Origin of the sequence: Lysinibacillus macroides (genome assembly GCF_001281525.1) — a bacterium.
Lineage (GTDB): Bacteria > Bacillota > Bacilli > Bacillales_A > Planococcaceae > Lysinibacillus > Lysinibacillus macroides.
The window spans coordinates 1-20,698 of the sequence record NZ_LGCI01000003.1; the positions used below are offsets into that span (position 1 = coordinate 1).

The 20,698-nt window shown below is 37.3% G+C and carries 16 protein-coding genes and 1 pseudogene; 2 read left to right on the forward strand and 15 right to left on the reverse strand.

Going from position 1 to position 20,698, the window contains the following annotated elements; translation table 11 throughout:
• Positions 1–671 precede the first annotated feature (671 nt).
• Entirely contained in the window at positions 672–1,439 is a 768-nt protein-coding gene (locus ADM90_RS02150; protein ID WP_053993426.1) for a LamB/YcsF family protein, read from the reverse strand.
• 134 nt (positions 1,440–1,573) lie between these two features.
• Between ADM90_RS02150 and ADM90_RS02155 the strand changes: the two genes are divergently transcribed.
• Positions 1,574–2,449, forward strand: coding sequence for a LysR family transcriptional regulator (locus ADM90_RS02155; protein ID WP_053993427.1), 876 nt, complete (start codon positions 1,574–1,576; stop codon positions 2,447–2,449).
• 57 nt (positions 2,450–2,506) lie between these two features.
• Here the strand turns inward: ADM90_RS02155 and ADM90_RS02160 are convergent, their stop codons facing one another.
• The 10 genes and pseudogenes from ADM90_RS02160 to ADM90_RS25490 form a co-directional block, all read right to left on the reverse strand.
• Positions 2,507–3,643, reverse strand: a complete 1,137-nt coding sequence (locus tag ADM90_RS02160) for a glycerate kinase (RefSeq protein WP_053993428.1) — start codon at positions 3,641–3,643, stop codon at positions 2,507–2,509.
• Positions 3,644–3,701: 58 nt separating this feature from the next.
• Positions 3,702–4,658 (reverse strand): 5-oxoprolinase subunit C family protein, encoded by a 957-nt coding sequence (locus ADM90_RS02165; RefSeq protein ID WP_053993429.1) that lies wholly within the window; start codon positions 4,656–4,658, stop codon positions 3,702–3,704.
• Positions 4,625–5,416, reverse strand: a complete 792-nt coding sequence (gene pxpB, locus ADM90_RS02170) for a 5-oxoprolinase subunit PxpB (RefSeq protein ID WP_053993430.1) — start codon at positions 5,414–5,416, stop codon at positions 4,625–4,627. The genes ADM90_RS02165 and pxpB overlap by 34 nt, the downstream gene beginning before the upstream one ends.
• A gap of 161 nt (positions 5,417–5,577) precedes the next feature.
• On the reverse strand, positions 5,578–6,957 hold the full coding sequence (locus ADM90_RS02175) for an MFS transporter (protein WP_053993431.1): 1,380 nt from the start codon (positions 6,955–6,957) through the stop codon (positions 5,578–5,580).
• A 163-nt stretch (positions 6,958–7,120) separates the two neighbouring features.
• A complete protein-coding gene (locus ADM90_RS02180; RefSeq protein ID WP_053993432.1) occupies positions 7,121–8,074 on the reverse strand; it encodes a D-2-hydroxyacid dehydrogenase in 954 nt (317 codons plus the stop codon).
• Positions 8,075–8,114: 40 nt separating this feature from the next.
• Positions 8,115–9,281 carry a pyridoxal phosphate-dependent aminotransferase gene (locus tag ADM90_RS02185; protein WP_053993433.1) on the reverse strand — a complete coding sequence of 389 codons (1,167 nt, stop codon included), beginning with the start codon at positions 9,279–9,281 and terminating at the stop codon, positions 8,115–8,117.
• Positions 9,278–9,958 (reverse strand): RraA family protein, encoded by a 681-nt coding sequence (locus ADM90_RS02190; protein ID WP_235473268.1) that lies wholly within the window; start codon positions 9,956–9,958, stop codon positions 9,278–9,280. The genes ADM90_RS02185 and ADM90_RS02190 overlap by 4 nt, the downstream gene beginning before the upstream one ends.
• 225 nt (positions 9,959–10,183) lie before the next feature.
• The gene (locus tag ADM90_RS02195; protein ID WP_053993434.1) at positions 10,184–12,037 is read right to left on the reverse strand and encodes an SLC13 family permease; all 1,854 of its coding nucleotides are present in this window, start codon (positions 12,035–12,037) and stop codon (positions 10,184–10,186) included.
• Between the two features lie 144 nt (positions 12,038–12,181).
• The gene (nadD, locus tag ADM90_RS02200; RefSeq protein ID WP_053993435.1) at positions 12,182–12,796 is read right to left on the reverse strand and encodes a nicotinate-nucleotide adenylyltransferase; all 615 of its coding nucleotides are present in this window, start codon (positions 12,794–12,796) and stop codon (positions 12,182–12,184) included.
• Positions 12,797–13,009: 213 nt separating this feature from the next.
• Positions 13,010–13,152, reverse strand: a pseudogene (locus tag ADM90_RS25490) (RNA-guided endonuclease TnpB family protein); the annotation flags it as partial.
• Positions 13,153–13,833: 681 nt separating this feature from the next.
• On the opposite strand from ADM90_RS25490, the gene ADM90_RS02205 reads away from it, so the two are divergent.
• Positions 13,834–15,801, forward strand: coding sequence for a methyl-accepting chemotaxis protein (locus ADM90_RS02205; RefSeq protein ID WP_053993436.1), 1,968 nt, complete (start codon positions 13,834–13,836; stop codon positions 15,799–15,801).
• A 239-nt stretch (positions 15,802–16,040) separates the two neighbouring features.
• Here ADM90_RS02205 and ADM90_RS02210 read toward each other — a convergent pair whose 3' ends face one another.
• The 4 genes from ADM90_RS02210 to pruA all read right to left on the reverse strand — a co-directional run bounded on the left by ADM90_RS02210 (position 16,041) and on the right by pruA (position 20,668).
• Positions 16,041–17,495: a nicotinate phosphoribosyltransferase gene (locus ADM90_RS02210; protein WP_053993437.1), complete on the reverse strand. Its 1,455-nt coding sequence runs from the start codon at positions 17,493–17,495 to the stop codon at positions 16,041–16,043.
• Positions 17,496–17,516: 21 nt separating this feature from the next.
• The gene (locus ADM90_RS02215; protein ID WP_053993438.1) at positions 17,517–18,068 is read right to left on the reverse strand and encodes a cysteine hydrolase family protein; all 552 of its coding nucleotides are present in this window, start codon (positions 18,066–18,068) and stop codon (positions 17,517–17,519) included.
• Between the two features lie 84 nt (positions 18,069–18,152).
• Positions 18,153–18,953 (reverse strand): NUDIX domain-containing protein, encoded by an 801-nt coding sequence (locus ADM90_RS02220; protein ID WP_053993439.1) that lies wholly within the window; start codon positions 18,951–18,953, stop codon positions 18,153–18,155.
• Positions 18,954–19,120: 167 nt separating this feature from the next.
• Positions 19,121–20,668 (reverse strand): L-glutamate gamma-semialdehyde dehydrogenase, encoded by a 1,548-nt coding sequence (pruA, locus tag ADM90_RS02225; RefSeq protein WP_053993440.1) that lies wholly within the window; start codon positions 20,666–20,668, stop codon positions 19,121–19,123.
• Positions 20,669–20,698: the final 30 nt, after the last annotated feature.

A 20,698-nucleotide genomic window follows, 5' to 3' on the forward strand; every position in this document is an offset into this window, starting at 1 on the left:
GCATCCATTTTGATGTCCAAAATTTTTGTTTCGTTCACTCGCCGAAGCTAGCTACTTAAAACGTTATTGATTACGTTTTGCTTGTTCAGTTTTCAAGGTTCATGTTTTGCTTTGTTTTAGCATGTCAACGTGGCGACTTGTATAATATTATACCCTTATTTCGAAAAGGTCAATACTTTTCCCTAAAAAAATTTAAGTTTTTTCTTGCTATAGAAAAACTTCCTATTATTAATGACCATAAAATATTTTTACATCCACAGTTAGTTAGAAAGTAATTTTATCATATCTTTTTATAAAAAATAATAGATTCTACAGAAAAATTGAGTAAAAACATATTAGCATAAAGCTTACAAGTTCACCCTTGCCGCCTATCTTCTATCCATTAAGTAAAAATTCAAAAGGGCACCACTATTCTTGTACAAAAAATAAAATATAAAACCAAATAAATACTGCATACAAAAAAGGTTAAATTTTCAATAAACCACCTCGAAACATATTATTAGTCACATGCTTGAAATAGAGCCGTTACTAGCCATATATTAACCATTCACAAAAATGCGATTTCAATCTAAGATGTACAAATAAAAAATGCCTAAACGCTATTAAAACAACGCTTTGGCATTCTAAAATTGCAATGATGAAAAAACTTATCCCACATGCACCCTCTACTTTTATAACCAATCAGCTAACTTTTTTATTTCTACGCCCCTGTCGATTAAAGCGGCTTTAATATCTTTGGCTAACGTCAAAGATCCAACTGTATCACCATGAATTAAAATACTTTCGCCCTCAACTGCTATCTCTTTTCCTGTAATCGTCTCTACTTTACCTTCTATTACCATCCGAACACAGCGATCAATAACAATATCTTTATTAAGGATTACAGCATTCGAATTTCTTCTCGAAACTAATGTACCATCATCATTGTAAGCACGATCAGCAAAAATTAGCTTTGCTACTTTCATTCCTTTTTCTCTAGCAAGCCGCTCTAATTCACCTGCCTGTGTAACAATAATTAATGAGGGATCAAATTCGATTACCGCTTCAAGCATTGCGGTAGCACATTCTCTATCGACCATAGAAAGATCACCTAAACTACCATGTGGACATATATGCTGTAATTTGCCCCCTGCCACTCTGACGAATGCCTCTAATGCGCCTAATTGATAAAGAACGTCTGTTTTTACTTCCCATGGTGTTACACTAATATTTCTACGCCCAAAGCCTAGTAAATCCGGAAAGCCAGGATGTGCTCCTACACCTACGCCTTTTTTTATTGCTTCATAAACAGCCTTTGCCATCGTTCTAGGATCTCCAGCGTGAAATCCACAAGCAACACTTGCTGAGCTAACAAGTTCAATAATACTAGCATCATCAGCAGCCTCGTATAGACCAAAGCCTTCACCTAAATCCGAAATAATATCAATTACACGCCCCATGTACGTCTCCCCTTTTTTCACAATTAAAGTCTTTTAAACGATTTACTTTTAATTTTAGGCATTGAAAGAATATTTGTAAAATTAGATAATTCGAAATATAATATCAATAAAATTAATATATTGAGGTGTGGACGATGGATTCAATTGGAATCGAAGCATTTCTCGCAGTGATTCGTCATGGCTCTCTAACAGATGCTGCCAACGCATTATTTATTTCACAATCAACATTAAGTCATCGTCTCGCAAAGCTGGAAAGTGATGTAGGGGTCAATTTAATAGAACGTGGACGCGGCATAAGATCATTATCGTTAACAGCAGATGGACAAGAATTTTTGCTATTAGCCAAAAGATGGGAAGGTCTATTATTAGAAACAACACAAATACGCTCGCGAAAAAAATCAATTAGCCTTTCGATTGGTGCAGTAGATAGTATCAATTCTTATGTATTGCCACCTGTATACCGAGCGCTTAGTGAATTAAGCAGGGATTTGGAAATAAGCATTCGCACACAACAATCTACGGAATTATATTTATTACTGGAACGCGGAGAAATTGATATCGCATTTGGTCTAATTGAACAACCCATGCCAGGAATGATTATTGATAAATTTTTAGCTGAACCTCTCGTTGTAATTCGTAGGGAAGAAACACCCCAAACTCATGAAATGATTGATATTTTAGAATTAGATCCAGACAAAGAATTGTACATGAACTGGCATGCGTCATTTCACGCCTGGTACAATAAATATCGTTCAGCAACAAAGTATCCACCTATTCGTGTTGATACCTCTATATTGCTACATACATTTATGGAGACACCTGGCTATTGGGCAATTGTCCCTTTATCAATGGCGGAAAACTTTAAAGCAACCGGCAAATATGGATTATATCGATTAAAAAACCCACCTCCCGATCGTATATGCTATCAAATTCAATCTATATACCCGCGTCCAAGCGCTGTGGAAGGGTTAAAAATTTTAGATTCTGTTATTAAAAAAGTTTTATACTAGAATATCTTTTAACAGATTTAAGGGGAAGTCAGAACGAAGTCTAACTTTCCCAATTTTTTATACTTTATAAGCAAAAAAGGTTCTAACAACTTGTTCTGCACAATTAGTAAGTAAGTCAGATGCCTGCTCCACCGCCTTTTGTAAAGTGGTTGGACCATTTACAATGCTGTGAATACTAATAATACCGTATTGATACAGCACATCGATTCCTTCACCAATTGAGCCGGCAAGAACAATTGTAGGAACATTATATTTCTTCGCCTCCTGTGCAACTCCCATTGGCGTTTTCCCTTCTGCTGTTTGGCAATCAATCTGCCCTTCTCCCGTGATAACTAAATCCGCTCCTGCTACAGCTTTTGTAAAGCCCGAATAATCAATAACAATATCGATGCCTGCCCTTATTTCAGCTGGAAAAAACGCCTGAAATGCCCCTCCTAAACCACCAGCAGCTCCTGCTCCTTCACTGTGGTGAATACGAATGCCAGTATGCTTTTCAATTAAATCAGCTAAATGCTGTAAATTATTATCCAAAAGCTCCACCATCTCAGGTGTTGCCCCTTTTTGTGGACCAAAAATAGCTGAAGCACCATTTGAACCAATAAACGGATTTTTTACATCTGAGGCAATGATAAATGTTGCTTCGGCAATTCTTTTATCAAATTTACGATTATCAATCATGGTAATTTTATTTAATGCTCCACCTCCAAAGCCAATTTCATGACCGTTACAATCTAAAAACTGTAAGCCTAATGCCTGCAACATACCAACACCTGCATCATTTGTCGCACTGCCGCCTAAGCCAATAATAAAATGACGATATCCTTGATCTAATGCTTGTTTTATTAGCTGACCCATCCCATAGGTTGTCGTCTTTAGAGGATCACGTTTATCTTCTGGAATAAGATATAGGCCTGATGCACTTGCTGTTTCAATAATGCATGTTTGAACATCTCCTAAAACACCATAGGCTGCTGTGATATCACTACCAAGCGGATTTTTCACTTGTGCGTGATAGATTACTCCGTTAGTGGCTGCTACAAGTGCATCCATTGTACCTTCGCCGCCATCAGCCATTGGTACAATAACGGTTGCAGCACTCGGTAAATATTTCTTTACCCCTTTTTCTATCGCGATTGCTGCGTCGTAGGCTGATATACTTCCTTTAAAGGAATCGGGTGCAATCACTATTTTCATATGGAACAACACCTTTTACTCAATTTTCGTTAAAGATTTGGCTTTATATTTATCCTAATTATTTGCTTGCCATTTTGTTATTTACCTTTATTAAAGATAAAAGTCTCTCTCTTTTTTTATAAAGCTCTTGTGCTTCCTCAATCTCTATTTTTTCAAAATGGATTACATCTCCTGGCTTCTTTTGCGCTAAATATGGTAAATCCACATCAATGACAACACCGATTTTTGTATACCCACCTGTCATTTGACAATCTGCCATTAATACAATCGGTTGCCCATTTCCTGGAATTTGAATTGACCCCATTGTAATATAATCCGAAATAATATCTGGTCCAACTTTATGTGAAATTGCTGCTCCTTCTAAACGAAAGCCCATTCGATCAGATTCATTTAATACCTTGTAGCGGCTTGTACAAAATTTTTCAAGCTCTGACGCCTTAAACTCATCTGCCTGTGGTCCTAAAATGAATCTCATCGGACGATCCTCTCCAAAATTTGGCCTATATTCCGTTGGAAGTATTCTTCCAATTGATGTATACATAGAATTCCCAATTGATATAATATCCTTGGACTGTAGGGCTTTCCCATCCATGCCACCAAAGCCAGCTCTTAAGGAAGTAGATTTACTACCAATAACTATGGGAACATCAATACCACCTGCAATTGCAATATATGCACGACAACCATAGCCAGTTGCAAAGCCAAACGTTAATTCGTCTCCTTTCTCGACCTTAATGGAAGTCCAAAGCGGTACATGTTTTCCATTTAACTTCGCACCTATATCTGCACCCGTAATTGCAATAATACCACCTTCTAAAAACTTTAGATGTGGCCCCATCAAAGTTACTTCGATTGCTGCTTCCTCATCGTCATTGCCGACTAAAATATTGGCAATTCTCAATGAAAATTTATCCATTGCACCACTGGCTGAAATACCATATTTTTGATAATTAGCTCGTCCGAGATCTTGAATTGTTGACATTAATCCTGGTTTAATGATTTCAATGAATTCCATTTTTTAATCCACTCTCTCTGTTTATTGTCATTCCATTGTTCAGCTTCTTCTGCACTAATTGCCTCAAACTTAATATAGTTTCCAGCAAGCAATGTACTTGGGGGATTTTGATGTGGATCAAATGTTTCCATAGGGGTTTGACCGATTACATGCCAGCCGCTCGGTGATGCTAACGGATGGAGCACAGTAAGTCGATTAGCAATAACAATTGAGCCCTTTTCTACTTTTATTCTTGGACTACTTCTTCTTTTTAGCGCTAATCGTTCATCTAAATCCCCTAAATATGGATAGCTGCCAATTACTCCTAACATATAAATAAAATATGGTTTAGACGTATGTAGTCGAATAACTTCATCCATATCTAATCCTGTGCTTTCAGCAACATATTCGATATCAGGACCATATTCCCCTCCATACACAACTGGAATATGAATAATATTCTGTGGCTTATGTTCCTTATACTGTTCAAAAACGAGGCGACTTTTTATTATTTCAAGTTCTTCTGTTAATGCTTTATACGCTATGCTTAAAGGATTATAACGAATCGCAACTGTACAAAATGTAGGAATAATTTGTGTGACACCTGAAATCTTTGCTACCTCAACTTCTTGCGCAAAGCTTAATACTTTTTGATTTATACTGATTCCCATTTCTTTCTCAAATTGAGCCACGATTACTTGATCTCCTAATGGCAAAAACTTAGGATATTGTGCAATTATATTTTTTTCAGAGTGCTCTGCTGTAGTTTCCTTAAACATCTTAACCCTCCCAGCCACTTTCTTACGAAGATGAAAATATTGGAATCAGCATGAAATAGCGATGAGTATATTTTTACATCGGCATCCTATGCTTCATCCAATATCACATTACTACTTTCTAAAATCATCATTTATTGTTCCATTCTTCTTACTTGGATCTCTTAATCTTCACCAAAGGCTTCTCTACCAATTTCCTCCATTGATTTGAAACGTGTCTCTACCCCTAAAATTGCTACAACTAGGGCTACAACACCTAATACAGAGCCAATTGTAACAAATACTGCTACTTGCCCAAATTGCGTTAACACCCAAGCAATGCCATATGGCGTAAAGATTGTCACAACTCGTCCAACTGCATTACAAAAACCTGAGCCTCTTAAACGCACCTCTGTTGGCCAAATTTCTGGAATATACACCGCAGAAGATAAACAAACGTATATATACAGCACTGTAATTAAAATAAAGCCTATAATCATAATGAAAATTTCAGATGATTGTAGAGCATAAATGTATCCAAGAATAGCAATTGTCACTAACAATCCAACCGCTAACCATTTACGTGGAAACTTATCAATAATTTTGGTTGCCACAAACACACCAAAAGGGGCTCCAAATAAAATAATGGTTGTCATTAATAATGACTTAGTCACTGTAATTCCTGATTGAACAAATAATGTAGGAATCCAAGTCATAATACTATAAATAGCTGTATTCATCCCAATTAACACAAAGCTTCCTAAAATTGTTCTTCTTAATAAATTACCTTTAAATAAACTTGAAAAAGGTAATGATTTTACTTCTTGCCCTCCAACAATATCGGCTTCCATTACAGGAGGTAATTTAGCTCCTGTTTCTTTTTCAATATCCTGCTCTACCTTCGATAAAATAGCCTCGGCTTTATCGAGCTCTCCACGTGATGCAAACCAGCGAGGTGATTCAGGTAAGCCGTGACGAGCAACCCATAAAATTAATGCTGCTACCCCAGCAATCATAAACATAGCTCTCCATCCTAGCTCTGACCCTAAAGCAGGCATTACCAATAAACCTGTTAACGTTGCGATAGGTGGGGCAAAGTTTGCTAATAATGATAATTTTGCTGACCACTTCCCACGAACTCTACTTGGAATAAACTCTGGGAACGTTGCAAATCCTACCACAAGCTCTGCTCCTAGCCCTATTCCAATAATCCCACGTAAAATAATTAACGTAACCATATCTGTGGCAAAAGCTGCTGCAATTGAAGCTATTCCAAAAATTAACAGATTAATTTGGTAGGCGAATTTTCTTCCTTTATGGTCACCAAGCAGTCCTGCTAAAATTGAACCAATAAATAATCCTGCCATTGTTGCGGATGTAAAAGCAGCATTCAAGTAGTTATTGGACCATCCATTTTCAATTAATTGAGCTAAAATGGCTCCTCCCATATAGTTGTCAAAACCATCAATTAAGATCCCAATCCCGATTAACCAGAATACACTTTGATGCCATTTTGAAATGGGTAAGCGATCCATTCTTGCGCCAATATCATTTTGTTTTGCCACAGCATATTCCCCTCCTTAAGTAATATTCATTACAGCTATTCATATTTATGTAAACTTAAATATGAAGACTTTTTTGTATATAAGTGTAATTTGGATGGTTAGCTAGCTATAAATTACAAATATTTTAATATAATTATAACCATAATTTTAGTTAGCTTTTTAGTTATACAATATTTCTTGCTGCTCCTGCCACAAATGCTTTTACATTGTCTACTGCCATATCCAATAATCGTCCACGGGCTTCTTTCGTTGCCCATGAAATATGGGGAGTTATCATACAATTTTTAGCGGATAATAACGGATTTGATGCGGACGGCGGCTCAACATCCAAAACATCCAAGCCAGCTCCTGCAATTACGCCATTATTTAAAGCATCAGCAAGATCTTGGTTATTTATTAACCTCCCCCTGGACGTATTAATAATAATCGCTGAAGCTTTCATTATCGCCAGATTATCTCGATTGATTATTTCTTCTGTTTCTGGCGTTAATGGACAATGTAGGCTAATAACGTCTGCTTCTTTTAACAAATCTGTTAAATGATCTGCCCATTGGAAATTAGGTAAATCAACCTCACGCTGTTGACGATTATACGCGATAATCGACATGCCTAATGCTGAAGCTACTTGTGCTGTTTGATAACCAATACGTCCAAAACCAACGATACCAAACTTTTTGCCAGCTAACTCAATTAATGGATAGTTCCAGAAACACCAATCCTGATGATTTGTCCATTCTCCCGCTCTTACTGCATCACTATGTCTTTGTACACGTTGGCAGTGCTCTAATAATAAAGCAAAGACCATTTGTGCTACAGAATGAGTGCCATAGGCCGGAATATTTGTTACAACGACATTCTGTTCTTTAGCTGCTTCAACATCTACTACATCATATCCAGTGGCGAGTACGCCAATATATTTTAATTTGGGTAATTGCGCTAAAATTTCTTTTGGAAGTGGTGTTTTATTCGTTAAAATAATTTCAGCTTCTACAGCACGTTCCACAATTAAATTATTTGGCGTGCGATTATAGACAGTCACTTCACCGACTTCTGATAATTTCCTCCAGCTTAAATCGCCTGGATTCAGCGTATAGCCATCTAAAATAACGATATTCATTGCTTGTCCTACCCTTCCTTTCATATATGATAATCACTGCTTATGAAAATGCCTTTGCCATTCTTTTCATCGCTTCCTTCAACATCTCATCTGAATTGGCACAAGATATTCTCACATTTTTCTTATATGCTGGTCCGAATGCCTCTCCTGGCGTTACAGCTACACCCACTTCCTCCAATAAATATTCTGCTAGTTGATAGGAATCAAAGCCTGCAAAGTCTACTTCTGGAAATACATAAAAAGCTCCCTCAGGTTTTTCACACGTTACACCAGGAATTTTATTTAAGCTTTCCACAACAAAATCTAATCTTTCCTCATAACGATTCTTCATTTTTACTACTTCTTCTTCACTATTTTTTAATGCAGCAATGCCAGCAATTTGTACGAAGGATGTTGTACACGTCATCATATGTTGCTGTGCCTTTAGCGCTGCACTACATAATTCCTCAGGTAATGCTAGGTAGCCTAGCCGCCAGCCTGTCATAGCATAGCCCTTTGAAAAGCTTTGAACAGTAATCGTTCTCTTTAATAGCTCAGGATCGCTCGCTACACTTATAAATGGATGGTCCTCATATGTTAGGCGATCATACACTTCATCAGAGATAACGATTAAATTATGCTCCTCGGCCACTTTGCGAAGCTCAGTGATTTCTTCCTGCTTTAATACTCTTCCTGTCGGGTTATTTGGTGTATTAATAATGATCGCCTTCGTTTTTGCTGTACAAGCTTCAGCAATTAATTGACCTTTTAATGTAAAGTTATCTTTTTGATCGAGGTTAACATAAACCGTTTTTCCTCCCACCATTGTAATTAATGGCTCATAGCTTACCCAAGCTGGATTAACAATCATCACCTCATCATCTGGATTAATCATTGACATAAGTGCGATATAAAGGGCTAATTTTCCTCCAGGCGTTACGATAATTTGTGAGGCATGATAATTACAGTTATCCACATTACGCAGTTTGAGAGCAATTTCTTCACGTAACTCAGGAATGCCCGGACTATTTACATAATGTGTTTTTCCTTTCTTCATTGCTTCCTCAGCAATATCAATAATATTGTGCGGCGTATCAAAATCTGGCTCTCCTCCGCCTAAATTAATAACGTCTTTCCCTTGTTCAATTAAAGATCTCGCTTTATCATTTATTGCGACAGTTTTAGATTCTGATAAATGATTAAACACCTCAGCATTTAATAACGTCATACATTCGTACCTCCTAATACACCTTTTTTCATTAATGTTTCATCAATCCAGTCATAATTAAGAGTGCCTGCTTCAATTTGTTCTAGTTGTTTTTTTTCCATCGCTTCGATTCGTTGAGCCTCCTGTAATACTTCGTTATTTGCTCGCTCATAAGGAATAACAGTAATTCCGTTATCATCACCAATAATTAAATCTCCCGGCTTTACGATAGCTCCTGCACAAATAATAGGTACATTGATTTGACCGGGGCCTTCACGGAATGGTCCAGCTGGTGTTGCTGCCTTTGCATATACTGGAAAGCCTAACTCCTTAATTTCCTCTGGATCACGAATCGCACCGTCAACTACAAATCCAGCAAGTCCTTTTTTCTGCCCAATGGAGCTCATAATTTCTCCTAACAATGCACGATTTTCAAAACCACCCCCATCAATGACGATAATATCTCCAGGCTCCGCCATATGTATTGCCTTATGAATCATTAAATTATCGCCAGCCGATGTCTTTACTGTAAAAGCGGTGCCCTTTAAGCGAATGCCAGGTTTATTAAAATGGCCAATTGAGCTCATACAATTGAAACGTCCTAAAGCATCTCCGATAATCGTTGTACTAATCTCGCCAAATGCATCCACTAATTCTTTAGAAACTCTTTTCTCTACAGATTCCATACGATAAATCATTTTTAAAACCCCTTTGATTTCTGTCTATTCAGAAATTTCTTATTTTTCATTATGATAATAGCTCTTTTATTAATTGTAAAATTGAATATATTGAGTTTTAAAATCGAAAAATTAGATTTTAAAGCCTTATAGATAGAATAAGGTCTTTTAAAATTGAAATAAAAAAATACTAACACCAGTAGCACAAACCTTAGCTTTGGTTTGCACTACTCTGTGTTAGTATGTTTAAAATGGGAAGAAGAATGGAATGGCTACCATCATAACAATAAGCATCACAATTTGTAGTGGGATACCTATTCTTACAAAGTCCATAAATTTATAGCCCCCCGCTGTCATAACTAATGCATTTGTAGGGGAAGCAATTGGTGTAGCAAATGCCATACTGGCTGCGACTGCTACAGCAATCATAAAGGTGGTAGGGCTAACATCCATTGCAATAGCAGCACTCATTGCAATGGGGGCAAATAATACAGCAGTCGCCGTATTACTAATAAATTGACCAAAAACGGCTGTTAATAGATAAACCCCAATTAACACGCCATAAGGGCCATAATCACCCAATGCATTGATAATGCCATCCGATAGAAGGGTCATGCCCCCTGTTTTTTCTAATGCCGTTGCCATTGGTAGCATGGCTGCAACTAATACAATACTTTCAAAGTTCATATTCCCATAGGCATCTTCCATATTGCGCAAGCAGCCTGTTAAAATCATAAGCACCGCGCCAATCATAACCGAAATAACGGTTGGGAAAATTTCAAATGCCATTAATATAATCATCAATAGCATAATAATCCCCGCAATACCAGCTTTACCCGTAGCGGCTGCGACACTGGCATGTTCCTTCGGCTGACCCACAACCACAACATCTTGCGTTTCCCTTGCCAGTAATAAAATTTCATCCCAAGCACCTTGTACTAATATCGCATCTCCAAATTTCAACTTATGAGAAACCATATCTTGAAGCTTATAACCGCCTCTACGGTTAATCCCAATAATATTTAAGTTATATTTTTCGCGGAATCCAAGTGAGCTAACTGTTTCGTTAATAAAGCTTGAATTGGGTGTAAGCAACACCTCGGCAATACCTAGATGTTTGGATACTAATTCATCTGCCTCACCTTTCACCAAGCCCTGCACCTCAAGATGATAATCCTCGGCAAAGTGGTAAATATCCTCTTCCTCACCTTGTACATATAACTCATCTTTAGCCTGGATTACACTTGTTGGACCTGCCATTTCCTGATAGGTCATTGGCAGTAAATTGATACCCTCCTGTGATTTTCGATGAATTTTCATCATGCAAAGCGTATACTTAGCTGGCAGCTTTAATTCTGCCAATGATGTTGCAATAATGGGTGAATCCTCTGGTACAGAAATTTTAAAGAGCCGATTGTTTAAATCATATTGCTTCATGATTTTCTTAGGTGAAAGCTTGTAGCCTTCATTTGTTTGTGTACGACTTTGATCTTTTGGTAATAAAATATTACGTACAAGCACTAAGTAGCTAATTCCTGCAATCATCCCAACAATGCCAATAGGTGTTATTTCAAAAAAGCCTAGCTTACTATAGCCTCGATCCACCAATAATTGATTGACAATTAAATTAGTGGGTGATGCAATCAATGTCATCAGACCTGATAAACTTGCGACATAAGACAATGGCAATAAAAATTGAGAAGGGCTGACTTTCATGCTGATCGCGATACTAACAACAATCGGCATCATTAATGCTACCGTACCTGTATTACTCATAAAAGCCCCAACTGTTCCTACAATAATGAGCAGTAGTACAAATAATTTCAGCTCACTATTGCCTGACCATTTCAGCAATAATTGCCCTGCCATCCCTGCAAGACCGGTGCGTAAAATGCCTGCACCCACCACAAATAGCCCTGCAATCATTAACACGACTGAGTTGGAAAAACCGGCTAATGCCTCAGCAGGTGTTAGAATATCTGTAATAACAAATGCCAAAAGTGACACAATCGCTACAAGGTCTGCGCGTATTTTATTGGTCACAAATGCAAAAATTGTTGCTCCTAAAATAAGAAATGTTAATGTAAGCTGCACATCCATGAATTCCTTTCTAACATTAAAAACATTTTTATAATCCATATCTATTTTTATTATAGCTTAGGCAAGATGATATATGATAAAGTTCACCGTCTTTTCAAAATTAAAAAAGTATGGCGTTTAACCATACTTTTCTTTGCATATTGATTATTTCTGATAAAGATGATGTTCTTTAATATAGTCGTAACATGCATCAGGCAGAAGGTATCTTGGTTCTCCCCCCATTGCCAATTCCTCTCGAATATAGGTAGAGCTAATTTCCATCGCCAACCCCTTGTCAATAAGATGGAACCGTCCATCATCATGATTTCTTAAAATAGGAGAACGGCTAATGGTGGATAGCATATCAATGCCATGTCTTGCCATCACAATAAATTTATTTTCCGCTATGAGCGCATCACCTTTTTTCCATAACCCTGCGCCAATATCTCCTAATAAATCTGCACCCATAATAAAATGGACTTCATCCTCTAGGTGCTTTTCCCTAAAATATTTCATCGTATCATAGGTGTAGATATTCCAGCCTTCTTGCTCCATTTCATAGGAATCTGCACTAAAACGCTGATCTTTCGCAATTGCTAGCTGAACCATATTCCAACGATGCAGATCCTCTGTTTTGATTGTTTTATCCTTACGTTTACTCGAGCACGGTAAAAAAATAACCTGATCTAGCTTGCAACGATGTGCAACTGTACTAGCTGTCCATAGATGAACATTGGTGATCGGATCAAAGGATGAACCATAAATACCTATTCTCGCCATTAGTATTCTCCGCTACTAAAAATATAAAAAGTGTACATTTTTAAGGTTTTCCCGCTTGCTAGAACATTCCACAGGCAGTACGTTCAATTTAGCCAATCAATTCCCTACATAGTTTAGAGAAAGAGGCTAGCTACATGTTAAAAGTGCAAAAAATATTGGTGTGCAACCACTGCTAATTATTCATAATACTCCCCTCGATAGTGATATACACTGATCAGTCACTATCGAATTTGCATATGCTAATCGGCTATCTGTTAACCAAGTATTAGTTTTTGAACCCTTAAAATGTTTTTATTTATATTCGCTCTTTGTTTAGTAGCAGATTTTTCACCTCTCTTTTTTAGCTGTTCGTATTCTTATGAAAAAGAGCGTTATCCACTTGCTAATATTCCTCTGTAAGCTGTTCATATCCTTTCTCTATCCTAATCTGTGGAATGTTTGAACAGGTATATTCATCATTTCTGTAAATACTTTTGGTTTGTATTAGGTCATAGCGACATTTCACTACATAATAATTACATGTTACTCATACAGCGTTTACTATACCGTAATTGAGAAGGCCAAAATATTTTACAGCCTTTATAGAAATCAGTAAGTCGAAAATACTAATATTTCCATTGAATTTTATGTGACATTCAAGGATTATACATTGCTAACTTACATCTATTCACATAAAATATTGAATTAATATCATACATAAAGTATCTAAATTTTCAGATTAATAGTATAGAATTAGATATATAAAGGACATTCCACTTCATCAAAAGTAATATTTTTACAACATTAAAACATTCATCCACTAGAATTACATAATGCTCTCTAACTAATGGTGACTCTCCCCCAAGATATAAGCAGTATTCACACTAAACCATTTATATATTTTCTATACAATAATAAAATGAAAATCCTCTCACTTTGAGAAGTTAATTGTGAGATTAGCTTGTTTCACCCTATTCACTATTAGTTACTTGCCCACCCTTTAATTACCTATACATTTTTACGCTTTATCACTTGATTTAAGAAAGGACGTACTATTTATGAAAATAACGGCAAAAGTATCAATCGTATCGGCTATCATCTTAGTTTTAATCATTACAATCCTGACATTCAATTCAACCATAAATATACAAAAGGTTATCAGCCAATTAGAATCCTCTGAAACAAAAAATATCTCTATTGGTTTAAACAATGAAATTAAAAACCAATTTGATTTACTAAGCATTGGAAATACACCTATCATAAATAACCAAGAAATTTTGAAAGCCTTTGCTAATCGTGATCGAGAAACATTAGCGAACTTAACTTTACCCTTAATGAAGCAATTAGAAGAGCAAGGAGTTAAACAATTTCAGTTTCATTTACCTAATGCCACCTCATTTTTCCGCGTTCATAGCCCTGAGGAATTCGGAGATGATTTATCCTCCTTCCGTCATACGGTTGTCAAAGCGAACGATGAGCAAACAATCGTTGAAGGGCTTGAAGGCGGCGTTGCGGGTGTAGGATTCCGTTATGTTGTTCCTCTTTTTTACAACGGTTCACCTATTGGTACGGTGGAGCTTGGGATGGGCATTACAGAAGGCTTGCTAGAAAAATTTCAGGAAAATTACAGTGGAAATTGGACCCTATATGCCATAGAAAATGAAAGCTCCCAATTTATGCTTAGCACTGGGAAAGAAAAAGAATCCTCTATTCCTAAAGAAAATATTAATAAATTATTGAATGGCGAAGAAATAGAGTATTTGGACAACACAACAAAAATATTAGCATTTCCGTTAACTGATTTTTCGGGTAAAGTGAAATGGTATTTAGAAAGCGAAATCGATTATGCAGCTATGATTACACAGAAAAATTCATATTTATACACGATCTTGATGGCAGGGATTATTATTAGTGTTATTGGTCTTGCTATTGTCTTTTTATTCCTTCGTCAAATTTTAAAGCCACTCTCTATTATCTCAAGTGATGTGGAGCAAATTGCTGATGGGAATCTTACAATCGAACCAAAAACATATACCACTAAGGATGAAATCGGTATTCTATCTTCCAGCTTTCATAAAATGACAGCTAATTTAAAGTCACTTATTTTAGGTATTCAACAAAAAGCACAGGAGTTATCTCAAAACGCTACCTCTATCAGTCACAATGTTTTAGAATCTAAGGATGAAACGAATGAAATCGTACGCTCAATAGCATCGATTAATGATAATACACAACAAGTAAAAGTGGCCTGTGAAGAAACAGCTAAGGCAGTAACCGAAATCTCGCAGGGAATTGTTCGTGTAGCTGATAATACAGCCAATATTGCAGAGGCAACGAATACAATGAATGACATGACTACACAAGGAAGTAGCTCTGTACAATCCGCCATTGGACAAATGGAGGCCATTCAGCAACACTCCATCCAATTTGCCAAAATTATTGGCGAATTAAAGGTCGATTCAGATGAAATTGGGCAGATTATGCAATTAATTAGAGGTATTGCAGAGCAAACAAATTTACTGGCCTTAAATGCAGCCATTGAAGCTGCTCGAGCAGGAGAAGCTGGCAAAGGCTTTGCTGTAGTTGCTGAGGAAATTCGAAAATTAGCCGACCAAACTTCAAACTCTGCCTCTAAGGTACGCACGTTAATCGATGAAATTCAAGCAAAAACTGAAGTTGCTGTTCAATCAATGGAATCTAGTAGTACGGGAATACAGGAAGGAACTCAGCTTATCTATAAAGTTGGTACATTATTCACGACTATTCAGCATGCTGTACAAAACCTCTCAACAGATATTGATGATTTATCAGCGTTATCTGAGCAGATGTCTGCTGGAAGTGAGGAGGTTACAGCTTCTATACAGGAAATTGCCTCTATGTCTGTGCATTCTGCGGACTCATCTAGTCATGTGACAGTAGCTTCAGATGCCCAGCTAGCCACAATTGCTGAAATAGCCTTGGCTACTAAAGCATTAACCAATATGTCTCAGGAGCTTGAGAATAACGTAAATATTTTTAAGGTGTAATAAAGTGAATATTTATTCAGAAGTTTTTTGGTCTTTGCTGAATGGTACCTGTACTAAATAAATTTTCATCTACCAACTGAAATAAAAACCTCACTGTTAAACAGTCCCCCTTCCAAATACATGTAAGGGGGATTATTGCACTCTTGTAGGGTCCATAGACTGCTCATACACTTGCTGCATGTTCCGCAAATTCTTGTGATCGCTACATATGATTACTGGTCACTGCCTCCCATTGTCTTTTATCTGCTCAAAACGTTTTCCTTTATTGCCTGAATGCTTGCCATTTTATTGTCCCAGCAAGCCTGACTTAAATCGACAGGATATTCTTCCGGATTGAGCGTTCGCTTATACTCACACCATAGCAATTGCAAATTTTCCTTTACATATGCCTGTGTTTCTTGCAGTGTCGGCTCCTGATAAACAATCTTACCATTTTCTATAATCCTTTCATGCAATTCAATTGCTGTAAAGTTTGTGACAAATTTACTAATATACGTATGAATAGGGTGGAACATTTTCAAGCGTTGTACTTCCTGAATATTTTCCCCATCCAATGCAATATAGTCCCCTTCAGCATGACCGTTCTCATTATTAATAATACGATATACACGCTTACACCCAGGGGTTGTCACCTTTTCAGGATTAGCTGAAATTTTCATCGTATCAACCATTTTGCCATCCTCATTTTCAATGGACACTAATTTATAGACGCCACCAAGAGCCGCTTGATCGTACGCTGTAATCAGCTTTGTGCCAATTCCCCAAGCATTAATTTGAGCTCCCTGTGACTTTAAATGCATAATTGTATATTCATCTAAATCATTTGAAGCCATGATCTTTACTTGTGTAAAGCCTGCATCATCCAGCATTTTTCTTGCCATCTTTGAAAGATACGCTAAATCCCCACTATCTAAGCGAATACCAATAAAATTAATCGTCTCGCTTAACTCCTTCGCTACACGTATAGCATTTGGCACACCTGAACGCAATGTATCATAGGTATCCACTAAAAACACACAATCCTTATGAGCCGCCGCATATTTTTTAAATGCTGTATACTCATCGCGATAAGCCTGTATCATCGCATGTGCATGTGTTCCTGATACAGGAATGCCAAATAATTTTCCAGCCCGCACATTGCTTGTAGCAGAAAAGCCACCAATATAAGCCGCACGAGTTCCCCAAATAGCCGCATCAAATTCATGAGCACGTCGAGTACCAAATTCCATCACTATTTCCTCGCCTGTTACCTGTTTAATACGTGAAGCCTTTGTAGCAATAAGCGTTTGGTAATTCACAATATTTAATAACGGTGTTTCAATTAATTGTGCCTGTGCCAATGGTGCTTCGATTCGTAAAATTGGCTCATTTGCAAAGACTAGCTCTCCTTCCTTCATTCCTACAATTGTGCCTGTAAACTTCATATCCTGTAAATATTGTAGAAATTCTTTTGGATAGCCCCCTTGTTCACGCAAATATTGAATATCACTAGCGGAGAATCCAAAGTTTTCCATAAACTCGATCACTTTTTTCAAGCCTGCAAAGATGGCATACCCATTGTCAAACGGAAGTTTTCTAAAATATAGCTCAAAAATAGCCTTACGTTGATGAATACCATCCTGCCAATAGGCTTGAGCCATATTTATTTGATATAAATCTGTGTGTAGCATAAAGCTATCATCTGTGTATGTCATGGCTATCCCTCCATTTGTCTATCAAATAACTGTTGCACCTAATGTATGCTCAAAATGACCTAAAGCCCATTCATGTCCGACTTGGTTAAAGGATGCAACCGCATTTTTATGAATAACAATTTTAAATCCTTTATTATAAGCATCTACTGCTGTATGAAGAACACAAATATCTGTACAAACACCCACTAAATGCAGCTCAGTGATGCCCCTTTCACGCAATTTTAGCTCTAAGTCTGTTCCTGCAAAAGCAGAATATCGTGTTTTATCTATATAGTAAACATGATCCTGCTCTCGATTTTCTTCATATAGTGACTGTAGAGCCCCATACAGTTCTCTACCTTTTGTCTCCCGAATATTATGCGGTGGAAATAGCTTTGTTTCTGGATGGTAAATATCTCCTTGTTCGTGAACATCTATCGCAAATACCGTAAAGTCCCCATTCATAATAAATTCCTTTGTTAACGCTACATTTGCTTGCTCTAGTAGCTGTCCCGGTTCTCCACAGGTTAAAGCTCCATCCGATGCAACAAAATCCACTGTATAATCAATATTAATCAATGCACGCTTTGTCATTATTTCATCACTCCATTTTATTAATTAGTAATGCAAATATTACAAATTACAAAATTTAAAATAATCAGGAAAGACAGCTCTTTCCTAGTGATAAATGGATTCCACAATCTCACGGTCATTAAATGTATATAATTGTGAAGGTCTAAATGAATTTCGCTTTGTTTTCTTTGGCTTTCCTTCCCTATCCAATACCTTATCAATAAAAGGTAATTTAGGAGCCTTTGCAAAAAATACAGAGTCATTTGCAATTCTTGGGTCTTTCCCAACGGTTAGCAGCACCCGTTGTAATTCAGATAACGTAAACTCTGATGGTAAAAAGTTTTTTGCAACAGTTGTTTGAATCATATCTCTTTTAATAAATGCCAATGCATCGGCAATAATTTGACGATGATCGAAGGCAAGTTGGAGTGTAAATACCTCCTCGATCCCAAATAACTCCACCTCAGCGGCATCATCGTTCGCCTGCCGTTGCTCAATAAACATTTCTGGCACAATTGCATAAAAGGCATTCGATATCATCCATCCACGAGGGTCACGATCAACCTTATCGTAAACGCCAAAATGTTGTAAATGCAATCCCTCTACGTTTGTTTCTTCTTTTAGCTCTCTTTTCGCAGCAATATAGGCTGTTTCCCTTTGGCTCGCATCTACAAAGCCTCCAGGCAATGCCCATTTGCCACCTTCAATATTTGGATTGCCTTCCGCATCCTTTGCTGCACGCTTGATGAGCATAATTTTTAACGTCATATTGGGTGGTGCTTTTTCTTCTTTTTTCTCTGATACAATTGTAAAAATTGCAATATCTGCTGTATAGCCATCAGGTGTTTGATATTTGGAAGAATCATAGTTCGCAAGCACTTCTTCTTCATTACGAAATTTTGCCATTATCTTACTCCTTTATTAAAACGGCATGAAGTAATTTGTAATTATATAATTACTACTTAATGCAATAATAATCCTTGATCCTCATTATTGCAAGCTTTTAATAACTGTATTCAAAATAAACCAACCAACTGTTAATAAAAATACTGACAATTGGTTGGTTTTTATAATTAAAGCATCTCTGAAGATGTTTTTGCTTGCATATGCAGCAGTAAATAGTCTGGGCCACCAGCTTTAGAATCTGTACCTGACATATTGAATCCCCCAAATGGTTGATACCCAACGATAGCTCCTGTACAGCCACGATTAAAGTAAAGATTTCCAACATGGAAGTCTTCACGAGCCTTTTCGATATGCTCGCGGTTATTCGTAATAACTGCACCTGTTAAGCCATATTCCGTGTCGTTAGCAATTTCAATGGCATGATCAAAATCCTTTGCCTTTGTGAAGCCAACAACTGGGCCAAAAATTTCTTCCTTCATAATTCTTGAGTCTGGAGAAAGGTCAGCAAATACAGTAGGTTGAATAAAGTACCCGATTAAATCGTTTCCTTCTCCACCTGTTAATAGCTTGCCCTCCTGCTTGCCAATCTCGATATAGCCCATAATTTTATTATATGCACTTTGGTCAATAACGGTTGCCATATAGTTTGCATAGTCAGTTGGATCGCCCTGTGTTAATTCATTTGTTAATGCTACCACACGTTCTAGCACTTGGTCATAGACATCTTCTACAACAACTGCACGTGAACAGGCAGAACATTTTTGCCCTGAGAAACCAAATGCAGAAGTGACAATCGACTTCGCTGCTAGCTCAAGGTCTGCCTCTTTATCAACAACAATTGTATCTTTTCCACCCATTTCGGCAATAACACGTTTGATCCAAATTTGTCCGTCATTAACTTTTGAAGCACGCTCAAAAATACGAAGACCAACATCACGTGAACCTGTAAAGCTAATAAATCTTGTATCTTTATGGTCAACAAGGTAATCCCCTACCTCTGCACCGCTTCCTGGTACAAAGTTAAGCACACCTTTAGGAAGACCTGCTTCTTCCATGACTTCAACAAATTTAGCAGCAATAATGGGCGTCGCTGAAGCTGGCTTTAATAATACTGTGTTACCTGTCACAATCGCAGCTACAGTTGTGCCAGCCATAATCGCAAACGGGAAGTTCCAGGGTGAAATAATAATGCCAACACCTAGTGGAATATAATCATAACGGTTAAATTCATTTGGACGGCTTTGGACAGGTGCGCCATCTTTTATAAGAAGCATCTGCCGTGCGTAATACTCTAAGAAATCAATCGCTTCTGCTGTATCCGCATCCGCCTCTCTCCACGGTTTACCTGCTTCTTTTGTTAGCAATGCTGAAAATTCATGCTTACGTCGACGAATAATAGCAGCAGCCTTGAGTAAAACATCCGCACGAAATTCAGGCTTTACCTTTTTCCATGTTTTAAATGCCTTGACAGCTGCTTGCATTGCTTTTTCAGCTAGCTCTTGGTCTGCCTTTGACACACGCCCGATTACTTCTTTTTTATTAGCAGGATTATGGGAAACAATTTTATCCTCTGTTGTAATTCGTTCCCCACCAATGACTACATCATAATCTTGCCCTAAATATCCCTCAACTGTTTGTAAAGCCTTTGTATATGCTAAATGATTCTCTTCCACACTAAAATCAGTAAAAGGCTCATGCTTATATGCTATTACCATAATGACCTCCAGTATTTTTATCCCGATTAA